Origin of the sequence: Limnospira sp. PMC 1279.21, assembly GCF_032349615.1 — a bacterium.
Classification (GTDB): domain Bacteria; phylum Cyanobacteriota; class Cyanobacteriia; order Cyanobacteriales; family Microcoleaceae; genus Limnospira; species Limnospira fusiformis.
The window spans coordinates 1-4,047 of the sequence record NZ_JARPLU010000272.1; the positions used below are offsets into that span (position 1 = coordinate 1).

The window sequence follows — 4,047 nt, forward strand, 5'->3', positions numbered from 1 at the left end:
AACGCCCTCTGGGAATACCCACAATCCAAGACAGAGCAAGGCAAGCCTTGGTTAAGTCGGCTCTCGAACCTGAATGGGAATCAAGATTTGAAGGCACAAGCTATGGGTTCCGTCCCGGTCGGTCAGCCCATGACGCAATTGGTAGAATCTATACTGCCATAAATCAAGGACAATACTATGTTCTCGATGCTGATATAGCGAAATGCTCTTACCGTGAACCATGATTACCTATTGTCCAAAATTCATTGTCCGAGCAGCCTGAAGAGAGACCTGAAACAATGGCTTAAAGCGGGTGTTTTGGATAACGACGTATTCGAGGATACAGAAACAGGGACACCCCAAGGAGGGGTAATAAGTCCAATACTCGCCAACATCGCACTGTTGGGAATGGTTAGAGTAATTGAAACAATGTATCCTAAGAAAAAAGGGAAGGCTGTCAAAGCCAACTTAATAAGATACGCCGATGATTTTGTAGTGATATCACCATCACTAGAGATTATTGAACAATGCAAGATTGCTATTTCCGAATGGTTAAAACCTATTGGGTTAAAGATTAAACCGGAGAAAACTCGAATCTGTCATACACTCAATCCTATTGAATATGATAGAAAACTTGAAGAACCTGGATTTGATTTCTTAGGATTCAATATTAGGCAATATCCTGTAGGAAAATATAAAACTGGGAAAAGTCCACATGGGAAACCATTAGGGTTCCCAACCCACATCAAACCTAGTCAGAAAGCAATCAAAGCCCATACAGAAGTGATTAAGGGTGTAATAAAACGACATAAAACAGCACCCCAATCAGCCCTGATAAGTAATCTAAACCCGATTATTCGGGGATGGTCAAACTACTACTCAGCGGTCGTCTCAACAGAGACCTTCGTTAAGCTAGACTATATAATCTGGCTAATGCTAAGGGCATGGACAGCATCAAGATGCAGAAAGGCAAGTTACGAGAAGCTAAGAAACTATTTCAAACATGGAACGGTAAAACTTAGCAATGGGAAAGAAAGGCATGAATCTTGGTTATTCCAGACCAAAGATGGAGTTCAACTATGGAAACACAATTGGACTCCAAATGTTAGACACACCCTAATACGCCCAGATGCAACACCATACGACGGAAACTGGACTTACTGGGCAACCAGGAAAGGACAAGCAATCGACACGCCAAACAGGGTAGCAAAACTACTCAAAAAGCAAAAAGGTAGGTGTACCTGGTGTGGACAGTATTTCGCACCATCGGATTTAGTTGAAGTAGACCACATTATACCTCGAAGTTTAGGCGGAAAGGATGAATACAAGAACCTTCAATTATTACACCGCCACTGTCATGATGATAAGACGGCGCTAGATAACGCCAACGCTGTATCCTTAACAATGGAACAATCAGATTAGGAGCCGTATGAGGTGAAAGTCTCAAGTACGGTTTTGTATGGGAGGGGGAGATGGCGACATCTCTCTCGACCCCTACTAGATCATACATACCCAGAACTAATGGCAAAGGTAGATTTGCGATCGCGCCTATTTTTATCCCACCTCCTGGTTATGCTGATTGGGGTCACATCCCTGGTGATCATCGGCAAAATTTCCTCTCCTCGGTTCTTTGTCCGTAGTTTGGAACAACTAGAAGGTCCTGGCTTTCGCTTACAATATGTAAGAACTCGCCTAGTAGAAGGCTTTGAAATTGCTTGGAATCGTAGCACTTTTTGGTCTGTTTTAGCCGGAACAACTGCTGCTGTCTGTTTAAGTTATTGGGTGACTAAACGCATTACTCAGCCTCTCACCGAGATGGAAGAAATTACCCATAAATTTGCCAAGGGTAATCTCTCAGAAAGGATGTCATCTAGTGAAATTCATGAATTAAATCAACTGGCGATGAGTTTTAATCAGATGGCTAGTAGTCTTCAAGATGTTGAACAAAAACGGCGGGAATTAATTAGTGATTTGACCCATGAATTGCGAACTCCGATCACTGTAGTTCGCGGATACTTAGAAGAAATGGCAGAAGGCAGAATTTCGCCATCACCAGATATTTATCAGCAGTTAACCAAGGAAACTAAACGCCTGGAAAGGCTGATAAATAACTTACAAGAACTCTCTAAGGTTGAATCTGGATATTTACCCATTAACCCCCAACCTTTAGCATTACGGCCTTTATTAGAGTCTTTGGTGCAGCGTTTTTCTGATCAACTTCTGGAAGAAGGACCGATGTTAGAATTAGATTTTTCTGAAGAATTACCCCTGGCTTTAGCTGATGTCGATCGCACTGAACAAATTTTAGTTAATTTATTAGGAAATGCCATCAGATACACCAAACATGGTCTAATTAAAATAGAAGTTTATACTCATGGTGGTTACTTGTTTGTGGATGTCAGCGATACCGGAATTGGTATTTCTGAGGCAGATTTACCCCATGTTTTTGAAAGATTTTGGCGTGCTGATAGATCGCGATCGCGCAATTATGGAGGTACCGGAATTGGTTTAGCTATTACCCGGCGTTTGGTGGAACTTCAAGGCGGCGAAATTTTCGTTAGTAGTCAGTTAGGCAAAGGTAGCACCTTCACATTTTCCTTACCAATACCCAGTTCCCAAATTATCTAATAACCAAAAAACCGCAGCCACCCCCACTCTAGTCCAATAGAACTAGAATAGGAGTTTTGTTCGCGGTTATATCGGGTTATGAAGCGCTTTAGAACATCCGCTTTTTACGGAAAGCTCGTCTCTGACGCTGATTAGCGATCGCCTTGCGCTTGCGTTTTTCTGGAGGGGTTTCAAAGTGACGTTTTTTGCGAACATCAGCCAGGATGCCAGCTTTAGACACTTCTCGCTTAAATCTACGCAGTGCGGATTCTAATTGTTCGTTTTCACCCAGAATAACTTGGGTCATGTTTTATCCTTCACCTCTCTAAAAAATAATAACTTTACTTGAGGTCTTCCCGTCTCCTCCTATATGAAAGATACTTGAGAAGACATGAACGCGACCACGAGCGATTGCTACGCAATAGAACCGTAGTTTCCCAATCCTGCTACCAGACTGGAAAGCGGCGTTCTCGCCAACTGCCAGGAAGTTTCACCTTAGCAGTTGCCCAGGCCATTTCTGGCTGTAGGCTGAAGCTCAATAAACAACACTGTCCTCTGAAAAATCCGATTGGTGCTATTCGGAATAAGTGAACCCGTCGCACACAACCTAGATTTAAGGAAGCGCCTTGTTTTAGGCCATTCGCCATTATAGCCCAACTCAACCCAATTCGTCTATCCCAGTGACCGAATAATTACCAAACCGAGCTATCGAGCCACTCTAGACAGAACCCCCATAGCGATGGTTGACAGCAACAACACCCAGATTATCAATCCAGGGATAAATCCCAGAACCCCTAACCCCCTAAGAACCCAAACCAGCAAAGTTAACCCAATCAAGATCCCAAATAACACAGAAAAGAAACGCTGCTCGATTCTTTGATATGGAGCCACAAACACCCCTCCATTCAACTTTAACCAGGAACCCATCTCCCCACAGCACAAACCGTGAGGAGTAGTCTCACCTAATCTTAGATCGCGAAAGTGATGAAATCATCCTCAGTTAAAGCTGCCGCTTGTACCCCTTCCCAAATCACCAACTCTTCCGTATCTAGGGTAATCACCGCCGACGAGACATTTTGAGTAATACTCAATTGCTCAAAGCGCAAACCACCACCGAGAACAATCAGGTCTTCCCCAGAGACAAAATCAGTAATAGTATCCGTGCCGCCATTAGCAAAAATCACAAAGCGATCGCGTCCTGGGCCACCAATCAGAGAATCATTACCCTCATCTCCAAACAACACATCATCACCATCACCACCGAAAATAGTGTCATTACCCGCACCACCGTACAAAGTATCATCACCGTGCGAAACGTTTGGGAGACCAAATAAGGCTGCAATGCCCGAAATAACGTCCCAGTGGGATTTCTACCCCTTGGTAGAATATAAGGAATACTTAGATTACAAGACAGAGAAGTTAGGACGTATAATGGCAAGGATATCTACAGAAGACCCAAAA

6 protein-coding genes are annotated in these 4,047 nt (G+C 43.3%); 3 read left to right on the top strand and 3 right to left on the bottom strand.

Features of this window, described 5'->3' with window-relative positions:
• Positions 1-8: 8 nt before the first annotated feature.
• The 3 genes from P5683_RS23220 (at position 9) to P5683_RS23230 (ending at position 2,607) form a co-directional block, all read left to right on the top strand.
• On the top strand, positions 9-224 hold the full coding sequence (locus tag P5683_RS23220) for a reverse transcriptase domain-containing protein (protein ID WP_315669490.1): 216 nt from the start codon (positions 9-11) through the stop codon (positions 222-224).
• A gap of 7 nt (positions 225-231) precedes the next feature.
• On the top strand, positions 232-1,401 hold the full coding sequence (locus P5683_RS23225; protein ID WP_223064836.1) for a reverse transcriptase domain-containing protein: 1,170 nt from the start codon (positions 232-234) through the stop codon (positions 1,399-1,401).
• Positions 1,402-1,500: 99 nt separating this feature from the next.
• Positions 1,501-2,607, top strand: coding sequence for a cell wall metabolism sensor histidine kinase WalK (locus P5683_RS23230; protein ID WP_006616179.1), 1,107 nt, complete (start codon positions 1,501-1,503; stop codon positions 2,605-2,607).
• Between the two features lie 88 nt (positions 2,608-2,695).
• On the opposite strand, the gene rpsU is transcribed toward P5683_RS23230, so the two are convergent.
• From rpsU to P5683_RS23245, 3 genes are all read right to left on the bottom strand, one after another.
• On the bottom strand, positions 2,696-2,893 hold the full coding sequence (gene rpsU / locus P5683_RS23235; RefSeq protein ID WP_006616180.1) for a 30S ribosomal protein S21: 198 nt from the start codon (positions 2,891-2,893) through the stop codon (positions 2,696-2,698).
• A gap of 139 nt (positions 2,894-3,032) precedes the next feature.
• Entirely contained in the window at positions 3,033-3,233 is a 201-nt protein-coding gene (locus tag P5683_RS23240; protein WP_006669199.1) for a hypothetical protein, read from the bottom strand.
• A gap of 321 nt (positions 3,234-3,554) precedes the next feature.
• Entirely contained in the window at positions 3,555-3,881 is a 327-nt protein-coding gene (locus P5683_RS23245; protein ID WP_006624095.1) for a calcium-binding protein, read from the bottom strand.
• Positions 3,882-4,047: the final 166 nt, after the last annotated feature.